We start from the raw sequence: 20,746 nt of genomic DNA, 5'->3' as shown, positions 1-20,746 counted from the left end.
ACATTTTTTTACTAAAAGTAAATAAAACTTTACAAAATATCAACAATTATTTTCTTTAAAACAGCTATACTAAAATTTGCTTAAATAAAAATGACAAACAAAAAACCTAAAAGCGAAGCGATCTTGTATCTAACAGCTAGTATATAGACCCATCATGCTTACCCTTTTCCCAGCCGTATTTCCCCAAATATTGCTCCGCACTTTCTACTGCTCCCTCTTCGATTGAGGTGCCCATAGAGTCGTTCCAACGGTTCAAATAACCAAAGAGTGCTATAACCCCCAGCATTTCAACAATCTCACCATCGTTCCAATGTTCGTGCAGCCGCTTTTTGATGTCTGCATTTACGGTGTTCGGCACTTGTGAGGCGGCCAGGGCAAAGTCCAATGCAGCGCGTTCGGCATCTGAAAAGGCCTCGTGGGTGCGGTACTCCCAAATATTGTCCAATTGTTCTTGACTGGCGCCGTAGCGTTCAGCGGCACGAATGGCATGGGCCTGGCAGTAGCGACAACCGGTGGCATTGCTGCTGACCCAGGCAATCATACGCTTTAGGGCTGAGGTGACCCGTCCCTCATTGGCCATGACCGCTTTGTTCAAATTGATGAATGCTTTTGAAATTGCCGGCCGGTGCTGCATGGTCAAGACTGAATTTGGGCAAAAGCCCAAGGTCTCGTTAAAGAATTCGGCCAGTTGTTTGGTTTCGGGGTCATGGTTTGGGTCTAAGGGTTCTACTAGTGCCATCGGGGGTTGATTTTATTGTATTTTTGATTTTTACAAGAAACAAAATTTTATGGCAACAACAAACCATGTTTCCACTAAGTGGCTCGGGCAAATGGCCTTTGAGAGCAATAATCCATCCGGACTACATTTGAAGATTGATGCTGGAACCGAAGATGGGGGCCAAGGCGAAGGCCTTCGGCCAAAGGCCTTGATGCTATCGGCTTTGGCCGGTTGCTCTGGACTGGATGTGGCTTCGCTGATCAAAAAAATGAAGTTGGAAGTCGACGACTTTCATATTGAGACCATTGCTAATTTGACCGATGAGCACCCCAAGTATTATAACAAGGTTCGAATTGAATACTATTTTTATGGGTCTAACCTCAATGAGGGCAAGCTGCAAAGGGCAATAGACTTGTCGGTAGAAAAGTACTGTGGTGTTATGGAGATGTTCAGACAATTTGCCGAACTTGAGATTGAAACCATTTTTCATCACAAATAATTCAAGGGATTGCGCTGGACGATCAAACCGAAACCTGAACGGTCAGAAGTTGACCGCCTTTCCAAAGAACTGAAAGTCGATGGGTTGGTTGCGCATCTGTTGCTTCAGCGGGGAATCAACAATTATGGGGATGCTAAAAAGTTCTTCAGACCTGAACTTTCAGATCTACACGACCCTTTTTTGATGAAAGACATGGGTGCGGCTGTGGAGCGCATCGAAAAGGCTATCACCAACAATGAAAATATTTTGGTGTACGGCGATTATGATGTTGACGGCACCACGGCAGTAGCCCTTATGTACACTTTCTTGAGCAATTGTCATGAAAACGTAGCCACGTATATTCCTGACCGTTATGTCGAGGGGTATGGGGTTTCTTTTCAGGGAGTTGATTTTGCCGACGACAATGGCTTTTCGCTGATCATTGCCCTTGATTGTGGTGTCAAGGCCATTGAGCAGGTCAACTACGCGAAGAGCAAGGGAATAGATTTCATTATCTGCGATCACCACCGGCCCGGTGATAGGCTGCCGCAAGCTGCAGCGGTATTGGACCCCAAAAGAGAAGACTGTGAGTATCCGTACAAAGAGCTTTGTGGTTGTGGTGTGGGGTTCAAGCTGATACAGGCGTTGGCCCATAAAAAGGCAAAAACCATCGATGACCTAACTCCTTACCTTGATTTGGTCGCCACGGCTATAGGCGCTGATATTGTTCCCATAACAGGTGAGAACAGGATCTTGGCCTTCTACGGACTTCAGGTCATCAATTCAAATCCGAGAATTGGGTTTCGGGCCATCATCGACCAAATCAAAAAACGTACATTGACCATTACCGATGTGGTTTTTATCATTGCACCACGAATAAATGCCGCTGGCAGAATAAAGCATGGCCAGCATGCCGTCAACCTGCTCACCGAAACAGATTATGATCAGGCAAAAAAGTTTGCCGAAGAGATAGAACAGTTTAATACAGATAGAAGGGGTCTTGACCAAGAAATCACCGAAGAGGCCTTACAGCAAATTAAGGACAATAAAGAAGAAAAACGGTTCACTTCAGTGGTCTATAACGAGCAATGGCACAAGGGGGTCATTGGCATTGTGGCTTCGCGGTTGACAGAAACCTACTATAGGCCTACCTTGGTCTTCACCAAAAGTGGTGACAAACTTGCTGCATCGGCACGATCTGTGAAAGGATTCGATGTTTATGAGGCCCTGGAGGGTTGCGCAGATTGTATAGAGCAGTTCGGGGGCCATAAGTACGCTGCTGGGCTCACCTTGCTCGAAGAACAATTTGAGACCTTTAAGCAACGGTTCGAAAAAGTGGTCTCTGAAACCATAGACCCCCTGTTGTTGACCCCAGAAATCAATATCGATGCCCAAATAGAACTACGACAGATTACACCAAAATTGATGCGGATCATCCGCCAATTTGCCCCTTTCGGCCCCGGGAACATGACACCCGTTTTTTTGGCCAGGGGCGTTCAAGATACGGGCTATGCAAAAGGCGTGGGTGAAGATGGCAAACACCTGAAACTGACACTAACCCAAAAAGGGTCGAAGCCCATTGGGGCCATCGGTTTCAATCTTGGGGATAAACTGGAAGTGGTGAAGAACAAAAACAGCTTTGACATAGTTTTTTCTTTGGACGAAAACGAGTGGAATGGTCAGGTAAGTCTCCAATTGAAACTCCGCGATATACGTTGATGCGTTATGGATCCTTACGCAGCATTGCGCTTTAAAGAATTCAACATTTTTTTGATGGTGCGCTTTGCCATGGTCTTTGCTTGGTCAATGCAGTTTATAGTTATTGAGTGGCAGGTATATTCCCTCACAAAAGACCCCCTTTCGTTGGGCATTATCGGTTTGATGGAAATCATACCTGCAATATCCATGGCGCTTTTCGCGGGCCATATCGTTGACCAAAAAGAGAAACGAAATCTTTTGGTCAAATGTATTCTTGGTTTTTCCGTAATCAGTTTGGGGCTCTTTATCATTACTGACCCAGGGCTAGAAGAGATATTGCCGGCAAAAACGGTCTTGTACACTATCTATGGACTGGTATTTCTGGGCGGGATTGTCCGTGCCTTTTTGGGCCCCACTATCTTTTCATTGATTGCCTTGATCGTTCCTAAGAAGATTTACCCAAACGCAGCGACTTGGAGCAGCTCCACATGGCAGTTGGCCTCTGTTTTGGGCCCGGCATTGGCGGGGTTCTCCATTGGGTGGATGGGGGTTCATTGGTCTATGTGCCTTATATTTTTCTTTTCGATAATGGCCCTGCTCTTTCTTTTCAAGATTTCAAAAAAACCCATCATGAACCCGAAGTTGGGTGAGCCCGTACTACAAAGCCTAAAAGACGGGCTCCGGTTTGTTTTTGGCACTAAGGCGATTTTAGGAGCCCTAACCCTTGATATGGTGGCGGTATTGTTCGGTGGGGCAGTGGCCCTGCTTCCCATTTATGCACAGGATATTTTGCATGTGGGCGCTGAGGGTTTTGGCATTTTAAGGGCCGCACCCGCCGTAGGGGCCTCGATTACCATGTTGGGGTCCACCAGGTTTCCCCTGCACAAAAAGGCAGGTGAAAAGCTGCTGTGGGCTGTTTTTGGTTTTGGCCTATGCATAGTAGTGTTCGGGGTTTCAAGAATATTTTGGATTTCTGTGGTGGCGTTGTTTTTGAGTGGGGCCGTTGATGGGATTTCAATGATCATACGCCAAACCATACTGCAGTTAAAGACACCTGACAACATGAGGGGGCGTGTGGCCTCGGTGAATTCGATTTTTGTTGGCTCTTCCAATGAACTGGGAGCGTTTGAAAGTGGTGTGACGGCCAAATTGATGGGCACTGTCACTGCGGTTGTCTTTGGGGGGTGTATGACCATATTGACCGCAGGGGCGACCGCTATGTTCGCTCCTAATTTTAGAAAGCTCGATCTCTCAGCAGATGTGGAAGAACATAACTAAAAAAGATCCTTTTTCAAGGATCTTTTTTTCTGGTTGTAGGTCTAAAGATTCGGGTTTGCCTCAGCATAGATGTTTACACTCAGTTTTTAGGTTAAGAAAGATTTTGGCCTCTTTCTATGAACAACGACATAAAATTAATGTATGTCCAGAAAGGGCATAAAAAAATGTTGTGAAAAGCCACTTTTTATTATAAGAAAAAGATTACATGTTATATTGGGTTGGCACCCTAATCGTTGAAGGTCAAAAGCTTCATCTCTTCCCCGTCAAAAACACCGTAGGTAAAGTATTTTATCCAATCACCGAGATTAACATATGTTGATTTTCCGTTGAGGTCGATTTCCAACGGCAAATGGCGGTGACCAAACACAAAATAATCATAGTGTTGCCCTTCAAGTTTGCGCTTACAGTACTGAACGAGCCATTCTTTGTCTTCACCCAAATACTGTGCATCGGCTTCTCCAGAAATAATCTTGTTGTTGACCGAAAGATATTGTGCCAACCGTACGCCTAGGTCAGGATGCAACCAACGAAACAACCATTTTGCGAAGGGGTTGGTAAATACTTTTTTCATTCGCTTGAAGCCCTTGTCGCCGGGACCAAGGCCATCGCCATGCCCGATAAAGAAAGCAGTATTGTTGATAGTTAGCTCTTGTGGCCTACGAAATACGGGAATGTTCAGTTCCTCTTCAAAGTAACCGTTCATCCACAGGTCATGGTTGCCCACAAAATAAAATACAGAAATACCAGAATCAGTAAGCTCGGCCAGTTTCCCCAAGGTTCTAGTAAAGCCTTTGGGCACAACCTTTTTGTACTCAAACCAAAAGTCGAAAAGGTCGCCCATTAGAAAGATGGCCTCGGCATCTTTTTTTACAAGGTCTAACCAGGCGACAAATTTTTTCTCTCGCGGAAGGCTCTCTACTGCCGAAGGCGCCCCAAGATGGTTATCACTGGCGAAGTAAATCTTTTTGCCTTTTGAAAGAGTTATTGGGTCCATCTAGTTGTCAAAAATACAAACTTAGGGGGTAGAACCTGTGAAAAAGTCTTTCCATATCACTGTCTTTCCCGTTTTGGCCGAATGTTTGGCCGCCTCTAAAATCTGTGTCACGATTAAATTGTTCTCGAGGGAAGATACACCGAACGAGTCGACCGGCATCTTATGCTTTACCACTTGGTACAGGTAGGCGAAAGGGTCATGCACGCCTTTTGCAATTGGTTGGGCGCGCAAAGCTTTGGGACCTTCCTTTTCATTTTCGAGTACCTCTATCCGCTCGGCATCCTTACAGATAACATAGCCGTTCTTGCCATATATTTCCATATCCTTTCGGTTGTGGGACCAGTTCCAAGAGGCCTGTATGATTACTTGTACATCGGCATAGTCAAGTACAATGGAGGCATCGTCTTCCACTTTCGGGTACAATTGGGGCTTGTACTGTCTGGTGACACAGGTAATCTTTTCGGGCGCCTGACCCTCAAGAAGCCATGTGGCGAGGTTTGCGCCATAACACCCAAAATCGGTCAGTGCACCCCCACCGTTCAATATGGGGTCTGTCAGCCACTCTAGAAACTCATCGTTGCATCCAATCTCAATTGGTCCTGGATGGCCATGGTGAAAAACTAGCCGCTGTATAGGGCCAATTATCTGGTCATTTTTGACCAGTTTATATGCCTTTTCGTTAGAACCGTACCAAGAGGTCTCATAATTCGTGAGCAGGTGTACCTTGTGTTCTCGGGCCAAGGACGCCATCTTCTGTGCGTCTTGCCAACTGACCGCCAAGGGCTTTTCGACCATAATGTGTACCCCTTTCGGCGCAAAAAACTTCACCACCTCCAGATGTCCATAAATGGAGTTGAAGGCGGTAACCGCTTCTGGTTTGACTTTTTCGTAAAGAGCCTCCATTGAATCGTAGACAATATCCATTGAGTATCCATGCTGTTCTGCATACCTTTTTGCCAGCTCACGGTTAGGCTCTACAATGCCCACAATCTCAATATCACCAAGTTTTTCCCTGCCCAATATCCAGTGGACATGGGTGTGCGTCAGACCGATTACGGCCACTTTTAGGGGCTCTTTCAGGTCTTGGGCAGATTCTTGTATTGAATGATTTGACTTTTCAGTTTTCAGCGATGGTTTTTCTGTGTGGCCCATGCAAATAGCCAAGAAAATGGCGAAGCCGATCGGTCGAAGAAATTGGGTCATCTTAAGGAGTTTGAGATGTTCTGCTATTAACGTTTGAAGCGCTGGTTATTTCCAATGCGGGCAAAACTATATAAGCGGCAATGACCAAAATGGCCAGCAGGGGCAGCAGAAGGTCACTGTTTAAAATGGATAGGATGTCCATAGATTACTTTTTAAAGGCGGCGAGGGTTTTTTTGGTATCTTCTGATAAGGCCAACTGTCCTGATTGCTCTGCCCGTTCCAGTAACAATGCATCCCAATGTTCTGTTCCGATCCATAGGGCCCTTTTCATCTTTTCCAATGCTTCGGGGTTATAGGACGCCATCTTCTGAAGATAGAAATCCAGCTCTTTGTCCATTTCCTTTGTGGATTGAAAAACCTTGGCATAAAGGCCTTTTTCCTTTGCCCAGTAGGCATTTTTCCACTCGGTCGGCGATAAGGCAAGCTCTGCCAAACCAGCCTTTCCAATTTTTCTCTCAACAGCGGGGGCAATGACCAAGGGTGCAATTCCAATGGAAATTTCAGACAGCTTGACGGCAGCGGCCTCTGTGGCAAACACATAATCACAGACGGCGGCCAGCCCTACGCCCCCACCAACGGTTTTGCCCTGCACCCGGCCAATAACGGGCTTCTTACAGGTTCGCATGGCGTTGATTACGTGCGCAAAACCGCTAAAAAAGGCCTTGCCCTCACTTGAATTTGAAATGGCCAACAACTCGTCAAAAGATGCCCCGGCACAAAAGGCACGCTCACCCTCTGATTTCAAAAGTACAAGGGATACTTCAGGGTTTTTGGAGAGCGTATTGAATTCATCGGCCAAGCGTTTCAACATTTCCGATACGAACGAATTGCTTGCCGGGTGTGCGAATTCAATGGTGGCGATCCTGTTTTCAATTTTGGTGTATAGACTTCCGTTGGGGCGGTCTGTTCCCATAATCTTGTTTTATCCAAAATTAAGTCTTTTGAAGCAAGGGACTGAATTTTCGATGGAATTTCCAGACCAACGCCCCGCCCCTGACCATCATCCATACCAGAAAGGCAATCCAAATTGCATAAAAGCCCCAGCCCAATGCCTTGCCGATATACAAGGTGGGCACAAACCCTAAAAATGTGGCCATGAGCAATACATTTCTAAGATACTTCATCTCGCCGAGCCCTTTGAAGATACCATCAAACAAAAAGGCGATGGTATTGACGGGCAATCCTATGATCACGAGGTAAAAAACACTGTAAAAAGTAGACAAAACAATTGCCTCATTGGAAAAAATACGGCCGAGCGGCTGGTAAAACAGAAAGCCGGCAACCATCAGCGCAAAGCTGACCACCATGCCATAGGCCAATATTTTCTTGGCCAATGTCCAAAGTCCATTGTAGTCTTTCGCCCCTAACAACTTGCCTGCCATACTGTTGCCCGCAGCGGCGTAACCATCTATAAAAAATGCCGCGAACAGCCAAAGGTTGATGGCGATGGTGTGGGCCCCAATAAACCGGTCGCCCAATGAGGTGGCCTCCCTCACGGCAATGATAAGGGCCACGTTCAGCGCCAAGGTCCTAACAAACAGGTTTAGGCTCATGTACACCAATCGTTTTAGTTCTTTATTCAAAGGAACCCGAAGCCTAAGACTGATACGGGTCTTTCTTTTCAAGAGAAAAAAGACCATAATGGCCATTACCCCCTGCGAAATGAGGCTTGCCCACGCGGCACCCTCGAGGTACATGGCCGGAACGAAGCCTTCGATACCATATACCAAAACAAAATCGAGAATAATATTGAGACCGGCCCCCACTACGGCTATTATCATGGGGTAGAAGGTGTTTTGCAGTCCCCTGAAAATGCCAAATATGGCAAAAGTGAATAAAGTCAACGGGAAACCCCAGACCCGAATCGAATAGTAACTGATACAATAATCAAGAATTTTGCCTGAAGCCTCGAAAAGCCTAAAAATATCATCAACAATGAATATGGTGGACCCCAAAACCACCAAGCTCAACAGAAGGTTCAAAAAAATGGCTTGGGCGGGCAGGTCTTCAACCACTTGTATGCGGCCCGCCCCCAGATATTGTGAAATAATTGCCGAAATGGCACTTCGTGTCTGGCCCAACGCCCAGATCAGCATCGATAAAAATGAGCCCACGATACCTGCCGCAGCCAACGACTCCAACCCATCAACGGGAATATTGCCCACAATGGCGGTATCGGTTATGGACAGCACAGGTTCGGCAATGCCGGAAATGGTTGCCGGAATTGCTAGTTTGTTAATGTTCTTAAAAGTAACCGCGGTTCGTGTAATCATAGCTTTTATAGCAGCAGCTCGTAACAGTGAAAGGGATGTTTGCTCTGTTTTGGAAAGTAAACATCGCCCAATTGTTTGTACCCCCTTATTTCATAGAAACGTTGGTTTCGTAGGTTTTGCGAAAAGGTATCAAGCCTTACGGATGCAAAGTTACCTTTTCGGGCCAACTTTTCGGCAAAGTCCATTAGCGATTGGGCGTGCCCTTGGCCTTGAAAATCGGGGTGTACACAAAGGCGGTGTACATATATGCTGTTGTCGTTCGACGCCAACCATTCTATGGCCTTGTACTCTTCATCCTTGACGGTAGAAACGACAGTGGCACCAATAATCTCTTCACGAAGCACTTTTACATAGAGTTCCTGTCTTTTGATATCTTTTATGAAAGCGGCTCTCGAGGGGTAATTTTCGTTCCATTGGTAGATGCCCTTTCGTTGCATATCTAGCGAACAGGCCTTTGTAATCGCCAAAATTTCAGGTATTTCAGATAACTTTGCCTGTCGGATCATTCAAGAAAGCGATTAAATTGTAAATTTAGGTCATAATCATAACAACCAAGCTTATGAACAATATATTGGTGCCGGTGGGCACTTCACCAGATTCCCATGAAACGCTCCAATATGCAGTAGATTTTGCCTCCGATTTTGGCGCACAGATTTACGTGATGGATGTTTTTACCGTTAGCACTGGCGCCGGAGCCCTTGGAAAGGTTACCGAAAAAGTGGCCCAAAGCGGGAAAGAACAGATCAAGCAAGTCATATCAAAGATTGACACCAAAGGTATTGACATTAAAATAGCCTCGTATAATGGAGACATCATAGATGGTTTGAACGATATAGAAAAAGAGCTTGGCATCGATTTGATCATTCTGGCTCCTAGAAGCAATGATATTAATGAAGAATACTATTTGGGCCATACCTCTGGCCGCATTATAAAACAAACCGATATACCCACCCTAATTGTGCCAAAGGGAACGAAGCATGCCCCAATTAAGAAAATTTTGTGCGCTTTTCGATCGGGCATTTTAAAAAGGAGTAAAATTTTGTACCCTTTGAGCGAAATAAAGAATAAATATGGTTCTGAAATCAATCTCTTGTTGGTAAAGACTCCGGGCTATTCTGAAGACGACCTTAAAATCAACACTGCCTTGTTGGATTTGAGCAAGAATGTGACCATCTCAGAAAATCCGACCACCTATCATGGTGTGTTGGAACATTTTCAAAAAGCGCACCCAGATATGTTGTGTGTTTTCCGCAGAAGACGGGGGTTTTTCAAAAAGCTTTTGGAAAAGAACACCATTCTCAAATCAGAGTTCTATGCGCCCATACCGGTGTTGGTGCTGAGCGTCAAAAAAGACTAGTTTTAGGGGGCTTACATTTTGAAACTTGGGCAAAATGTATTTCCTTTGCGCTCCCAAAGGTATTTACCTTTCGGCACTTGTTTTTGGGGCATTAGCTCAGCTGGCTAGAGCGCTACGCTGGCAGCGTAGAGGTCATCGGTTCGACTCCGATATGCTCCACTTGAACCATCCTACGGGATGGTTTTTTTGTTTCTGCCGTTTCCATTGGTTAGTTTTTTTGAAAACAATGACATTCCTTTTTTTCAAATAAAGCAAAACGGTTCATATCTTTCCTGTTCTAAAACGCAGTATATGGATTTGAAGGGAAAAGTGGCCTATATCACAGGAGGCAGCAAGGGCATCGGATATGGTGTTGCCAAGACTCTGTTGAAGGCCGGAATGAAGGTGGCCATCAGTGGAAGAACATTGGAAACCGTTCGAGAAGCGGCTTCGGGGCTCGGAGATGCAGATACCGTACTGCCACTGCAATCGGATGTTACAAAGCTCGAGAACGAAGAGGAAGCCATAGACCAAATACTTGCAAAATGGGGCACCTTAGATGTGGTCCTGGCCAATGCGGGGGTGGGACATTTTGCACCGGTCTATGAGTTGACCCCAGAACAGTGGCAACAGATGGTCGATACCAACCTTACCGGGGTGTTTTATACCATGAAAGCTACCATTGAACCCTTGAAGCGATCAAAAGGCTATTTTATGTCGTTGGCAAGTCTGGCAGGCACTAATTTTTTTGCAAATGGGGCGGGATATAATGCCACAAAGTTCGGGGTGGTCGGTTTTACACAAGCGGCCATGCTCGACCTTCGAAAGTTCGATATCAAGGTAACAACCATCATGCCCGGCTCGGTGGCCACACATTTCAATGGCAACGAACCCTCAGAAAAAGATGCATGGAAGATTCAACCGGAGGATATTGGCGAAATTGTTCTTGATCTATTGAAAATACACCCCAGAACATTGCCCAGTAAGATTGAGGTGCGCCCAACCAGGCCCGACCTAAAATAATCAGACCTCCTTTTCAATAAAGGGAACATTGGGATCAAACAATTCCAAAACCAAGCCGCTGAGCTTGTTTTCAAATTCTTCTAACAGCTCTGAATGTATCAGATGGTTTTTTTGTTTGCTGTCGGTGCTTGGCTTAACGGCAAACAAAACGGGATTTGGATTCCTCTTTTTTACAGGGATGATTCCTGCGGTAAGAGTCTTTGGATCGGTGGTCTTCGAATATAGTAGCCCATAACAGAGCAATTGAAAGGCCTTGTTATATTTTGGTTCGGTGACCGCATCAACCATATCAACAATAGCCACTTCCGAAGCATTTACTTGTCCTGTTTTGTAATCTAAAATACGCACCTGACCATCTACCATGTCGATCCTATCTATTTTACCTTTCAAAACCACTGGAAAGCCGAGCTGAGGAATATCTATGGTGGTCAATAGTTCTCTTTCAATGCCCAAAATCTTGATTTCGTGACTTTTGATGTGTAAGAGGTCATTTTCAACCAGGTTTTGCAAGTATTGTACGATTACGTTGAACACCAATAGGTTCTGTCCGCTTTTCAGGCTATCTGCTGCGTAAAACTTCGTGAATTGTTGGTGCACGATAGGCCGAATACCTTCTTTGGCCTCTAAAAGAGCCCTTTTGTCCAACAAGCAGCCTTCAAAAGGTTTGTAAATGGCTTCCAAAGCATCATGTACGATGGTGCCAAAAGTGTTCGCCGCAATATTTTCTTCAACTTCTTCCCTGTCGGCAATTTTCAGCAGGTTTTTTCTATAGAAATCCAGAGGGTTTCTGATGTAATTGGCCAGTGATGAAGGAGAAAGTCCCTTTCTTGCCAGTACACCAAGGTCTTCGAGCAGACTTTTTGTCTTATGTACCTCTAAGAGGATTTTTGGTGTAACGGCCACTGCGGGGGCCACAATAGAGTGGGCAATACAATGGTTGATGTTGTTGTCTGATAGTAATTGGGTCAACAACCGACTTTTTTCGCCACCTTCTAGCACATCGACCTCGGTATTGTACAATAAATGAATGTTTTGGGCCCTTTGCAGCAACCGATAAAAATGATAGGTATAAATGGCATCTTTCTCTTTGTGTGTGGGCAGGCCAAATTCTTTTTTAACATCGAAGGGGATGAACGAATTGTTCCGTTTTCCCGAGGGTAGAATGCCCTCATTGACCGAAGCGATGATAACGGTTTCAAAATCGATGTTTCTACTTTCTAACATGCCCAATATTTGGAGACCTTCAGTTGAATCGCCTTGAAAATCAAGTTTTTTTTCAGCCACTTGCCTTGAAAGCAATTGTCGCAAAACAATCATTTCTGTAAGAAAATCGTGTTGCGAAACAAAATGGTCCAGATCACTGAAAATTTCATGAAAGTATGAAAGCTGTTCTAGTTCATGCAGACTGTTATGCTCATTGTAATGGCCATGGAACCGCTCAATTATTTGCAGGCATACGTTGATAAATGTCAAGAGACTTGTGGGCTTCTCTGAAAACAATGATGCGATGATGTTCTTCTGTGACCCATCGTTCAAGTGTTGCATAATGTGGTACGTGCTGAGGTACGCCAAGTTTTGGGATTGTATGGACGACCTGAGCGATTGAACAAAACCATTCTCACCCGATTGGAACAGAATCTTGGTATAGGGGTTGTCTAACCATGAGAGAACGTTCTTGTGGTACCATCCATTCGGCGAACGGTTTATTTCTAGATCAATCAAGGCCAAAAAGAAGTCGGACATCAGGGTTTGACCCAAAGGGAGGCCCATGGTCACGTTCACTTTGTCAATACCATTGGGCAGGGCATGTAAAATGGGGGTCAATAAGCTTTCATCTGCCAGTACGATAGCCGTCTTGTTCAGCGCGGCAGGGTTTGAGGAACTTATTTTTCGTACTAAGTCGCCAATAAATTTTGCCTGAGCTATATTCTTTGGGAGCCCAGTGATTTTGATTGGCCGCTCTATTAAAAAATGTTGTGAAATACCCTTTAGGGCATTGGTTTCAAAATGGCGCCAACTTTCTTTGTAACGCCGTATGAACAAACCGGCATCATGTATTGGGTCTTCCAAGAAATAGGAGTCTAAATCCCAATAAATAGTGGCATTTCCATTTTCCAGAAATGATTGGATAATCTTAGTCTCGGCGGTATTTAGCGCATTGAATCCAATAAAAATGTGCTTTTGGTCATGACGGGCCAAGTACTCGCCAACTTTCTTGCTGGCCTCTTTATAAATCAGGCCTTGAAAGCCAAGATGCTTTTCTTTCAATCTTTTTGCCAAGCATTCGTAAATGGGCAATGCATTTTTCCAGAATTGAACATAGCCACTTAACAATGGTGTACTCTCGTTTGTTGGACTCCAACTTTTTATTCGGTGGATTTCTGCCAAATAACCAAATAAACGCTTGTAATCCAATAAATACCTATCAACCTCATTGAAATCTTGCAGCAGTGTGGGTGCCCATCCCATAAAGGTTTGAAAGTCATCGCGGTCTTTTTTCACCACCTCGGAATAAGCACCGTACAGTTCAAACAACAGGTTGTGCTCGGCAATGGGCACCAATATCGAAATTTGACCGATGAACTCTTCAATCGACAGTATGGTAGGTGAAAAGACGGGCTTTTCTATACGCTCTGTGAGGTACTTTCTCAAAAACACGCCGGCCCTTTTACTGGGCAATATAAGCACCAATCCTTGAAGGGAGGGGTGGTTTTTTTGAATGTCGTCGGCTACGTCCTCTAAAAAAGATTGCATTCTTAAAAATAAAAAAAGCCCCGCATTTGCGGAGCTTTTTGATATATCGAAAAAGGTTTTTATTCCTTACTTCACCAAGTTGATTTCAACCCTTCTGTTCTGGGCTCTACCTGCTCTGGTGTTGTTGGTGGCGATAGGCTTGTCTTCACCGTAACCAACCGCAGTCAATCTGTCGGCAGCAATACCTTCGTTGATCAAGAAATCACGTACTGAATTAGCTCTCTTCTCAGAAAGTTGCTGGTTCAACTTAGCGCTACCTACGCTATCAGTGTGTCCTTCAACAGTAAACTTAGCGTTAGGATATTCGTTGAGAATCCTGATGATGTCAACAAATACACTAGTAGATTCTGGCTTCAAGGTTGCCTTACCGGTGTCAAACAAGATAGTTCTGGCGTAATCGTTTAATTGCTTCTGAACCTCTTCGGTCACTTCTGGGCAACCGTTGTTGGCAACAGTACCAGCAACTTCTGGGCACTCATCGTCTTTGTCAAGAACGCCGTCGCCATCACCATCAGGCCATGGGCAACCTTTGTTCTCAGCAGGACCGGCCTCGTTAGGGCACTCGTCATCTTTATCGGCAACACCATCACCATCAGCATCTGGGCATCCTGCCAAAGACTCAAGACCAGCCTCGTTCGGACAAGCATCGTCTTTGTCGGCAACACCGTCACCATCAGCATCTGGGCAACCGTTCAATTCTTTCAAACCAGCAGCATTCGGACAGTCGTCTTTGGCATCTTCGATACCATCACCATCTGAATCTGGGCAACCGTTGAATGCTTCAAGGCCAGCGACCTCTGGGCAGGCATCATCTTTGTCATAAATGCTATCACCATCTGTGTCGGTGCCTCCAAACTTGATAGAGAAACCGGCCAAGTGCTGGAAGTGCTTCACGCCGTAATCTTCAAAGGCGTGCTTGTATTGTGTTTGAAGCGTGAAACCAAAGTTGTCAGAGAACCAGTAGTTCAAACCAACACCACCGTTTACGGTACCGGCACCGATTTCGTCAACCCAAGTATAACCACCACCTACTTCCAAGAAGGGGTCTAGTTTGGTGTTCTTCAAGAAGTTGTACTTAATGGTACCATCAATGGCATAGTGAGACAAATCGTCTACGCTAACATCTCCAAGCTTATCAATTCTGTTAAGTGATCCTCTAGCACCAACTGAGAAACCATCACCTACATAGCGAGAAACCGAAATGTACGAAACCGAAGGAATAATATTCCAGTGGTCGTTAACATTGAAAAACTCATTACCAAAGGAGCTAACATCACCTGTAGGGTATACGTCGATAGCATTGGCACCGATACTTACCTGCCAGGGGTTATTCTCGTCTTGAGCCTGTATGCTGTTCAAGCCAAAAAAGACAACCGCAATGGCTACTAATTTGCTAAGATGTTTCATGTTCAAAATTTTAAGTTTAAGTGTTTATCAGCTGCAAATGTAAGTTGTTAAAAACTATTAACAAAATCAATCACTTATTTTTTTTTGCGCATTTCATGGATTTTTTAATGCACTTAAACGACATTTAAAGCCTTTCCAACTTCGGTAAATGCGTTTATGGCCTTATCAAGATGTTCTTTGGTATGGGCCGCCGACAACTGCACCCTTATACGGGCCTTTCCCTTTGGCACAACCGGATAGAAAAAACCGATCACATAGATGCCCTTTTCAAGTAACATATCGGCCATTTGTTGGGAGAGTTTAGCATCGTACAGCATTACGGGTACGATTGCCGAGTCACCGTCAATAATGTCAAATCCGGCTTCTTTCATACCCTTTTTGAAGTATTCTGTGTTCTGTTGAAGGGTGTCGCGCAACTTGGTGTCGTTCTCGAGCATTTCAAAAACCTTGATGGAAGCACCAACAATGGTGGGAGCCAGGGAGTTTGAGAACAGATATGGCCTTGATCGCTGGCGAAGCATTTCAATAATCTCTTTTCGGCCTGTTGTGTAGCCGCCCATGGCACCACCCAGGGCCTTGCCAAGGGTGCCCGTAACAATGTCAACACGGCCCATGACCCCTTTTTCCTCTAGGGTGCCGCGACCTGTTTCACCGATAAAGCCGGCAGCATGACATTCATCTACCATTACAAGGGCATCATATTTTTCGGCCAGATTACAGATTTTGTCGAGTGGGGCCAACAATCCATCCATTGAAAACACGCCATCGGTGACAATGATCTTAAACCTTGCCCCATCTTCCACGGCCTGTTTCAGCTGGTTTTCAAGATCGGCCATATCATTGTTGGCATACCGATACCGCTTGGCCTTGCACAGGCGTACCCCATCGATGATTGAAGCGTGGTTGAGCGAATCTGAAATAATGGCGTCGTCTGCCGTTAAAAGCGGCTCGAACACCCCACCGTTCGCATCAAAGGCAGCGGCATACAAAATGGTATCCTCTGTGCCGTAGAACTGTGCAATTTTGGCTTCAAGCTCTTTGTGGATGTCTTGGGTGCCACAGATGAAGCGTACCGACGACATGCCAAAACCATGTGAGTCCAATGTGGCCTTGGCAGCTGCTATCACTTCTGGGTGCGATGAGAGGCCCAGATAATTGTTAGCACAAAAATTGATGACTTCTTGGCCGGTCGAAATCTTGATGACCGCATCTTGGGGCGAAGTAATGATGCGTTCTTTCTTGAACAGCCCGGCATTCTTTATTTCTTCCAATTCATTCTGAAGATGGTCTTTGATCTTTCCGTACATGGTTTTCTGGTTTTAGACAAATATCGGGGTTATCGAATCATTAATATATATCAACACCTTATTTTCAATGGTCAGCCCCATATCGGCCAAGATTTGGGCATAGGCCTGCAATTGGTCTTGATGGCTCTTTGAGGGATTGCCCGTTTTGTAGTCAATCACGGAAGCAACCCCCTCTTTAATGACAATTCGGTCCGGCCGCATCAACTGGTTGTCTGGACCAATGATATCTTGCTCGTTAAATACCTCTAGATTATCCATGAAAAAAGCCCTAAGTTCTTCATGGTTGACGATCTCGTCTATCTTTTGTTGTAGGAATTCAACGTCTTCTTTGGATAGGTCGCTCTGCGATTGGATTCTTTTAATGGTTTCAGGGATTTCATTCCGATACCTGATTTGGCTCATGGCATTGTGTAACAGATTGCCCTTGGCCAGGGCCTTTTTTCTCTTAGGAGATGCCAAGGCCATATGCGATAGTGCCCTTTTTAGGGTCGAATACTCTATTGCGGTGGGCATTAACGGAACGTTCTCCCGGTCTTTCGGGGAATGTTTTTCTGTTTGCCCGGTAAGATTTCCGAAAGTATATGTAAGCTGGTTGTCTTGCCAAAGGCCTTTTTCGTCCAAAAAGTTTTTGAAAAGTCCCGAATAGGTTTCTGTTTGTGATGAGACCTCCGCAGAAGACAGTATGTATAGCGCTTTTACAGCCCTGGTCATGGCTACATACAGCACGTTGTAAGCATCTAGTTGGGTCTTTTCCTGCTCTTCTTGGTAGATGTTTGCCACGCTCTCCCCAAAATGGGTCATCATCTTGTTCGAACTCAACAAGAGGCGATCAAAGCCCAGAAATTTCTCGGCCTCTACGGATACCCACAGTTTTTTGGCCTTGCCATCTATCAATTTGGCATCGGCATAGGGAAATATGACTATCTCAAACTCGAGCCCTTTGGCCTTGTGGATGGTCATGATCTGCACGGCATCGACACCAGAGGGCGAGGTCAGACTGAGGGAATCTTCTTTTAATCGCCAATGCTCAAGAAACGACGTGATTTGTGGCCCCTGTTTGCCCTGTACCATAAAGGCCTCATCAAGCAAGGAAAAGAGATACCCATCAGAGGGCCCGTGAAGGCCAAATTTGGCTATGGCAAGCTCCAGTATATCATATGTGGATTTTGAAGACAAGGCTTTTCGGTCAAATCCATAGGTTTCCGCAAGATGTGTTTCAAGGGAAGACAAGTGTGGTACCAAACAATCGTGCAGTTCTTTTTTTTGTGCGAACAAAAACACCAAAATATCATAGCACGATTCTTTGTCTTTGGGGTTTTCGAGCCATTGGAGCAAGGCCAATAGAAAGCGTACCTCCCCATTGTTTTTGAGCAACAAAGAGTCTGGCGATACCAATGGAACGTTTTGCGCTGTTAAAAAGGTGGCCATCTGGGCCGCTTTCTTATTGTCCCTTACCAGAATGCAAATATCGCTGTAATTATGGCCTTTGTCAGTTACTTGCCCAATGATCTCAAGGGTTTTGACGCAATAGGGGTCTAGGTCTTCTTTTTTTTCAAGGAAGGAGATTTCAACAAAACCGCCCTTTTTTGATCGGGATTGCTGCTGGGTGGCGCCTTCGTACAATTGACGGTACGAACCATTGATCAGAAATTTGGAAGCATGGGCGAAGAACGAGTTGTTAAAGGCTATGATTTCATCATGGCTACGCCAATTCGAGACAAGATCGTTTATCGAAGGCTTTACCACAAACGGCGCTTCTTCGCCATTGATAAGCCTTAAGAATTGCTCGGCCTCGCCACCCCGCCATCGATAAATCGATTGCTTTACATCACCCAACAAGGTCAACGATCCCTTTTGTTGCTCTTCGTTTGCACCCTCAAGGGCATTGGCGATCAACGGGATCAGGTTTTGCCATTGCATGGCAGAGGTGTCTTGAAATTCATCTATAAAATAGTGCCTGAACTTTTCGCCCAGGCGTTCATAGATAAAGGGCACGGGTTCGTCTTTGATGGTCTCGGCGATAATGGAGTTAAAATCAGAGATTGGCAGTATGTCACGTTCGGCCTGAATGCTTTTCACCTCTTTGGAAATTTCGTTCAGAACGCTCATGGGCACTAGGTTCTTATAGCAATTTTTTAGAAAGGAGCGCTCCCAGAACCTATGTTTGATTTGGTCAAAGATTTCCGCGAAGGCTTCATGAAGGGTGTCGAGTACATCCTTAATGCCTTGGGGGGCACTTTTGTTATAAAGGGGCTTCTCGCGGAAGTCTTGTTTCCATGCGGCATTAAAATTGACATTGAAATTGCCTTCTTGTAATGTTTGCATAAATTTTGGAAAGTAGCCCCCGGTAAAGTCTGAAAACGCCAAACTGTTCGATGCAATAATATCCAGCGCCTTGTCGGCCGCCTTTTGAATCTGTTGCTCTTTTGTGCAGATGTCGGTCTTCAGTTTTTGCTGAAGCTGCCTGAAATCATCCAACGACTTGTTTTTCAACTTTTTTAAGTGATGGGCATGAACCTCTTCAAACAACAGTTTCCCCATATCAAAGAGGTCTTTAAAAATATTCCAGCTCTTGTCATCTTCTATTTTCTCCAAAGAGAAGTCCATCAAAAATTCCGTAAGACCTTCATCAATACCGGCCCTGCCGAGAGTACGGGAAACGGCCTCCTCCAGCAACAGATCCGTTTCGAGGGTCACCTCAAAACCCTGCGAAATCTTTAGATCGCGGGCAAAGGTTCTGATGATGTTATGGGTTACCCGGTCGATGGTCGAAACCTCGAACAGCGAATAGTTGTGCAACACGATTTTCAAAACGTTTTTCGAGCGTTCTCTCAGCTCATCGATAGATATCGAAAGCTCTTCGCAGAGTTCGCACGCCATACTGTTCGCCCCTAAATCATCCAGTTCAGAGAAAAGCTGTAGGTTGCCCAAAATGCGCTCTTTCATTTCGCCAACGGCCTTGTTGGTAAAAGTGATGGCGAGTAAGTGCCGATGGCCCACGCGCCGCTTGGGGTCTAACAATAATCCCAAGTAGTTTTTGGCAAGTTGATAGGTCTTGCCAGAACCAGCTGAAGCATTATATATCTTAAAGGTTTCGATGGGTAGGTTTTTAATTGCAAAGTACTGATTCTTATCGTCTTCTTAACATAACATTTTGAGTATTTATTTGTTAAAATCGTACTTTTGAAGAAGAACAATATTAACTTAAAAATTGAGAAAATTATGGCTTTTGAATTACCCAATTTGCCTTATGCCTATGATGCGTTGGAACCACATATCGATGCACGTACCATGGAAATTCACCATACCAAGCACCATAATGGCTATACCACAAAACTGAACGATGCCGTAAAAGGCACAGGCTTGGAGGGCAAGTCAATCGAGGATATCTTGAAGAATTTGGACATGTCGAACTCAGCGGTTCGAAACAATGGGGGCGGTTATTTTAACCACTGCCTTTTTTGGGAGGTAATGTCGCCTAACGGGGGCGGAAACCCATCTGGTGAACTGGCCGATGCCATCAACGATGCCTTTGGCTCTTTTGACGGGTTTAAAGACAAGTTCAGTGCTGCCGCAGGAAGCCGGTTCGGCTCAGGTTGGGCCTGGTTGTGTGTACACAAGGGCGGCAAGCTTGAAATTTGCTCTACCCCGAACCAAGACAACCCTTTGATGCCCAACACAGGATGTGGGGGGTATCCGATTTTGGGGCTTGATGTATGGGAGCATGCCTACTACCTGAACTATCAGAACAGACGACCTGATTATATCTCGGCATTTTTCAATGTCATCAATTGGGATGAGGTCGCAAAACGATATGCCGACAACAAATAGGCGGCAGTAAGATTCATTACAGGAAAAGGGGAGGGCCTGAGTGGCCCTCCCCTTTTTTGTTGCCTGAAAAAGGTTGTTTTTATATAATAGAAAAGGGCGGGGAAGCCCCCACCCTTTTCGTCCCAAATCTTACCATAAACTTAACCTACTTATGCTATGGCAGTACTAAATTACTGGTATTGTGTAAAATAACAAAGGAATTTTAACATTTTTTTCATTGGAAAAATGTCTTCTGACAGAAAATTCCAACATAAAACAATATTAAGTGGTTGAGTTTCAAACATAAAGAAGGCGGAGTTAACTCCGCCTTCTTTCCCCAAATCTTACCATGAACTTAACCTACTTATGCTATGGTTTTCCAAATGTATTCCAAGGCTTGTGAACCAAAAAAGCTTTTAGACAAACGCCCCTTTAATCAGTTGAAATGCCAGCTATATCAAAACGGA

16 protein-coding genes and 1 tRNA gene are annotated in these 20,746 nt (G+C 45.0%); 7 read left to right on the top strand and 10 right to left on the bottom strand.

Going from position 1 to position 20,746, the window contains the following annotated elements; translation table 11 throughout:
* Positions 1–136: 136 nt before the first annotated feature.
* On the bottom strand, positions 137–739 hold the full coding sequence (locus tag VC82_RS06285; protein WP_045801614.1) for a carboxymuconolactone decarboxylase family protein: 603 nt from the start codon (positions 737–739) through the stop codon (positions 137–139).
* Between the two features lie 49 nt (positions 740–788).
* Here VC82_RS06285 and VC82_RS06280 point away from each other — a divergent pair, with 49 nt between their 5' ends.
* From VC82_RS06280 to VC82_RS06270, 3 genes are read left to right on the top strand one after another with little or no spacing between them, the layout of a single operon-like run.
* Positions 789–1,217 (top strand): OsmC family protein, encoded by a 429-nt coding sequence (locus VC82_RS06280; RefSeq protein WP_045801613.1) that lies wholly within the window; start codon positions 789–791, stop codon positions 1,215–1,217.
* Between the two features lie 9 nt (positions 1,218–1,226).
* Positions 1,227–2,915, top strand: coding sequence for a single-stranded-DNA-specific exonuclease RecJ (gene recJ, locus VC82_RS06275; RefSeq protein WP_045801612.1), 1,689 nt, complete (start codon positions 1,227–1,229; stop codon positions 2,913–2,915).
* A 6-nt stretch (positions 2,916–2,921) separates the two neighbouring features.
* Positions 2,922–4,172 carry an MFS transporter gene (locus VC82_RS06270; protein WP_045801611.1) on the top strand — a complete coding sequence of 417 codons (1,251 nt, stop codon included), beginning with the start codon at positions 2,922–2,924 and terminating at the stop codon, positions 4,170–4,172.
* Between the two features lie 226 nt (positions 4,173–4,398).
* Here VC82_RS06270 and VC82_RS06265 read toward each other — a convergent pair whose 3' ends face one another.
* From VC82_RS06265 to VC82_RS06245, 5 genes are all read right to left on the bottom strand, one after another.
* Positions 4,399–5,166, bottom strand: coding sequence for a UDP-2,3-diacylglucosamine diphosphatase (locus VC82_RS06265; RefSeq protein WP_045801610.1), 768 nt, complete (start codon positions 5,164–5,166; stop codon positions 4,399–4,401).
* A 21-nt stretch (positions 5,167–5,187) separates the two neighbouring features.
* Positions 5,188–6,369, bottom strand: coding sequence for a Gfo/Idh/MocA family protein (locus VC82_RS06260; protein WP_218917639.1), 1,182 nt, complete (start codon positions 6,367–6,369; stop codon positions 5,188–5,190).
* Positions 6,370–6,514: 145 nt separating this feature from the next.
* The gene (locus VC82_RS06255; RefSeq protein WP_045801609.1) at positions 6,515–7,282 is read right to left on the bottom strand and encodes an enoyl-CoA hydratase/isomerase family protein; all 768 of its coding nucleotides are present in this window, start codon (positions 7,280–7,282) and stop codon (positions 6,515–6,517) included.
* A 19-nt stretch (positions 7,283–7,301) separates the two neighbouring features.
* Positions 7,302–8,642, bottom strand: a complete 1,341-nt coding sequence (locus VC82_RS06250) for an MATE family efflux transporter (protein ID WP_045801608.1) — start codon at positions 8,640–8,642, stop codon at positions 7,302–7,304.
* 5 nt (positions 8,643–8,647) lie between these two features.
* Positions 8,648–9,148 (bottom strand): GNAT family N-acetyltransferase, encoded by a 501-nt coding sequence (locus VC82_RS06245; RefSeq protein ID WP_045801607.1) that lies wholly within the window; start codon positions 9,146–9,148, stop codon positions 8,648–8,650.
* A 53-nt stretch (positions 9,149–9,201) separates the two neighbouring features.
* On the opposite strand from VC82_RS06245, the gene VC82_RS06240 reads away from it, so the two are divergent.
* From VC82_RS06240 to VC82_RS06230, 3 genes are all read left to right on the top strand, one after another.
* Complete coding sequence (locus tag VC82_RS06240) at positions 9,202–9,999, top strand: universal stress protein (protein ID WP_045801606.1); 798 nt, start codon at positions 9,202–9,204, stop codon at positions 9,997–9,999.
* Between the two features lie 85 nt (positions 10,000–10,084).
* A tRNA-Ala gene (locus VC82_RS06235) sits at positions 10,085–10,158 on the top strand.
* Between the two features lie 132 nt (positions 10,159–10,290).
* A complete protein-coding gene (locus VC82_RS06230) occupies positions 10,291–11,001 on the top strand; it encodes an SDR family oxidoreductase (RefSeq protein ID WP_045803290.1) in 711 nt (236 codons plus the stop codon).
* Here VC82_RS06230 and VC82_RS06225 read toward each other — a convergent pair whose 3' ends face one another.
* The 4 genes from VC82_RS06225 to VC82_RS06210 form a co-directional block, all read right to left on the bottom strand.
* A complete protein-coding gene (locus tag VC82_RS06225) occupies positions 11,002–13,755 on the bottom strand; it encodes a PD-(D/E)XK nuclease family protein (protein WP_045801605.1) in 2,754 nt (917 codons plus the stop codon).
* 66 nt (positions 13,756–13,821) lie between these two features.
* Positions 13,822–15,162: an OmpA family protein gene (locus VC82_RS06220; protein ID WP_045801604.1), complete on the bottom strand. Its 1,341-nt coding sequence runs from the start codon at positions 15,160–15,162 to the stop codon at positions 13,822–13,824.
* A gap of 113 nt (positions 15,163–15,275) precedes the next feature.
* Positions 15,276–16,469: a glycine C-acetyltransferase gene (gene kbl / locus VC82_RS06215; protein ID WP_045801603.1), complete on the bottom strand. Its 1,194-nt coding sequence runs from the start codon at positions 16,467–16,469 to the stop codon at positions 15,276–15,278.
* 12 nt (positions 16,470–16,481) lie between these two features.
* Positions 16,482–19,553 carry a UvrD-helicase domain-containing protein gene (locus VC82_RS06210; protein ID WP_262491914.1) on the bottom strand — a complete coding sequence of 1,024 codons (3,072 nt, stop codon included), beginning with the start codon at positions 19,551–19,553 and terminating at the stop codon, positions 16,482–16,484.
* Between the two features lie 138 nt (positions 19,554–19,691).
* Between VC82_RS06210 and VC82_RS06205 the strand changes: the two genes are divergently transcribed.
* Positions 19,692–20,300 carry a superoxide dismutase gene (locus tag VC82_RS06205; protein WP_045803289.1) on the top strand — a complete coding sequence of 203 codons (609 nt, stop codon included), beginning with the start codon at positions 19,692–19,694 and terminating at the stop codon, positions 20,298–20,300.
* Positions 20,301–20,746 lie beyond the last annotated feature (446 nt).

The sequence above is a fragment of the Flagellimonas lutaonensis genome (assembly GCF_000963865.1).
In the GTDB taxonomy this organism is placed as follows: Bacteria; Bacteroidota; Bacteroidia; order Flavobacteriales; family Flavobacteriaceae; genus Flagellimonas_A; species Flagellimonas_A lutaonensis.
The sequence above is the reverse complement of the archived record's forward strand: the minus strand, read 5'-3'. Positions and strand labels throughout refer to the sequence as shown.

Excerpts from the sequence above, each read along its gene's own strand:
- VC82_RS06240 (WP_045801606.1), top strand. The coding sequence starts at position 9,202 with ATGAACAATATATTGGTGCCGGTGGGCACTTCACCAGATTCCCATGAA.
- VC82_RS06265 (WP_045801610.1), bottom strand. The coding sequence starts at position 5,166 with ATGGACCCAATAACTCTTTCAAAAGGCAAAAAGATTTACTTCGCCAGT.
- VC82_RS06255 (WP_045801609.1), bottom strand. The coding sequence starts at position 7,282 with ATGGGAACAGACCGCCCCAACGGAAGTCTATACACCAAAATTGAAAAC.
- VC82_RS06205 (WP_045803289.1), top strand. The coding sequence starts at position 19,692 with ATGGCTTTTGAATTACCCAATTTGCCTTATGCCTATGATGCGTTGGAA.
- kbl (WP_045801603.1), bottom strand. The coding sequence starts at position 16,469 with ATGTACGGAAAGATCAAAGACCATCTTCAGAATGAATTGGAAGAAATA.
- VC82_RS06260 (WP_218917639.1), bottom strand. The coding sequence starts at position 6,369 with ATGACCCAATTTCTTCGACCGATCGGCTTCGCCATTTTCTTGGCTATT.
- VC82_RS06270 (WP_045801611.1), top strand. The coding sequence starts at position 2,922 with ATGGATCCTTACGCAGCATTGCGCTTTAAAGAATTCAACATTTTTTTG.
- VC82_RS06250 (WP_045801608.1), bottom strand. The coding sequence starts at position 8,642 with ATGATTACACGAACCGCGGTTACTTTTAAGAACATTAACAAACTAGCA.
- VC82_RS06285 (WP_045801614.1), bottom strand. The coding sequence starts at position 739 with ATGGCACTAGTAGAACCCTTAGACCCAAACCATGACCCCGAAACCAAA.
- VC82_RS06245 (WP_045801607.1), bottom strand. The coding sequence starts at position 9,148 with ATGATCCGACAGGCAAAGTTATCTGAAATACCTGAAATTTTGGCGATT.
- VC82_RS06280 (WP_045801613.1), top strand. The coding sequence starts at position 789 with ATGGCAACAACAAACCATGTTTCCACTAAGTGGCTCGGGCAAATGGCC.
- VC82_RS06220 (WP_045801604.1), bottom strand. The coding sequence starts at position 15,162 with ATGAAACATCTTAGCAAATTAGTAGCCATTGCGGTTGTCTTTTTTGGC.
- VC82_RS06230 (WP_045803290.1), top strand. The coding sequence starts at position 10,291 with ATGGATTTGAAGGGAAAAGTGGCCTATATCACAGGAGGCAGCAAGGGC.
- VC82_RS06225 (WP_045801605.1), bottom strand. The coding sequence starts at position 13,755 with ATGCAATCTTTTTTAGAGGACGTAGCCGACGACATTCAAAAAAACCAC.